Annotated in this window: 1 protein-coding gene; it reads left to right on the top strand. The window is 55.3% G+C overall.

The window, feature by feature from the left end; translation table 11 throughout:
* Window positions 1-266: 266 nt before the first annotated feature.
* Window positions 267-1535, top strand: coding sequence for an IS110 family transposase (locus tag EYC95_RS30000; RefSeq protein WP_131063534.1), 1269 nt, complete (start codon window positions 267-269; stop codon window positions 1533-1535).
* The last annotated feature ends 21 nt before the right edge of the window (window positions 1536-1556 follow it).

The raw sequence follows: 1556 nt of genomic DNA, 5'->3' as shown, positions 1-1556 counted from the left end.
TGCTCGCGATATAGGTAGTCCGTTCCTTTCTCTTCCATACTGATATCGCTGGAAGTCAGTTGTCGGCGAGGAAGGAACATGCACCTGTGGGCTACGAATATGCTCGCGCAGCACTCGATGATTACGCCATCACCTTCGAGTCCACAGGTGCGCTTGCGCCCTCTAACGAATTCTCAGGGAAAGCCCGACACGGCTCTCTATATCGCCTTCGCTGGACGCAAGCATGCATGTCCCTGCATGTACTTTAGCGCCTGTTGAGGTGTTCCATGCAAACGCTCCTGTCTCAGAGTTTCACTGCTTATATCGGAATTGATTGGGCAGACGCCAAGCACGACATCTGTTTGCAGATAGCTGGAGAGGCTCAGCGCAGTTTCGAGGTCATCGACCACAAGCCCGAGTCGATTGATCGCTGGGCCAAGTCGCTGCATCAACGTTACGGTGGCCCTATCGCGATCGCTGTGGAGTTGAACAAAGGCCCACTGATATCGGCTCTGCAAAAATATGAGTTTTTTTGTATCTTTCCGATCAATCCGAGCACCTTGGCCCGGCACCGTAAAACCTTCGTCCCCAGTGGCGCCAAGGATGATCCAACGGATGCTCAATGGGCGCTTGAGCTGTTGCTGAATCACCCCGAACGGTTTCCTCAACTGGTCCAGCAAAGCTCCGCCATGCGTTCGCTCGCCAGCCTGACCGAACATCGGCGCGGGCTGGTCGATGACCGGGTCAAGCTCAGCAACCGTCTGGTCTGCATGCTCAAACAGTATTATCCGTTGGCTCTTGAGCTGTTTCATGACCATGACACGCTGGTTTTCTGTGATTTTTTGGCGCGCTGGTCGACCTTTGAAGTGCTTAAGCACGCTCGGCCGGCCAGCGTTTTGAAGTTCCTTCACGCGCACAATGTTCGCCATTCTGAGCTCAATCAGCAGCGTTTGGCGTTGATCGCCAAAGCCATGCCGTTGACTGAAGATCCAGGCGTGGTCAGTCCTTCAGCGCTGTATGTGCTGGCCCTGGTCTCGCAACTGAAAGGGGTTATCACGGCGATCAAAGACTTTGATCGGGAGATCGAAAAAACTGCCAACACCCTGGCCGACTACCGACTCTTCAAGGCCTTGCCCGGCGCGGGACAGCAGCTTGCCCCACGGTTGATGGTCGCCTTTGGTGAGCAGCGTGATCGCTTCAAGGATGCCAGTGCGGTGCAGCGATATGCCGGAATTGCCCCGGTCACCGAACGCAGTGGCAAGAAAAAAGTCGTCCACTGGCGCTATCAATGCGCAACTTTTTTGCGCCAGACCTTTGTTGAGTGGGCTGCCCACAGCATCAATCAATCGGTGTGGGCAGAGGCGTATTATCGCCAGCAAAGGGCCAAAGGCAGCTCTTACCAAGCGGCCCTCAGGGCCTTGGCGTTCAAGTGGATCCGGATCGTTTATCGGTGCTGGAAGACCAGTACCGTGTACGACGAAAAGGTTTATTTACAGGCCTTGCTCCGGCACGGCTCACCGTTGACCAGCGAGCTGGACACAGCAAAACCGCGTTGACGGAAAGGCTCAGGGCGTGAT

Origin of the sequence: Pseudomonas sp. BGI-2 (assembly GCF_004310295.1) — a bacterium.
GTDB lineage: Bacteria > Pseudomonadota > Gammaproteobacteria > Pseudomonadales > Pseudomonadaceae > Aquipseudomonas.
Note: the sequence above shows the minus strand (reverse complement) of the source record. Positions and strands in the feature narration are given on the sequence as shown.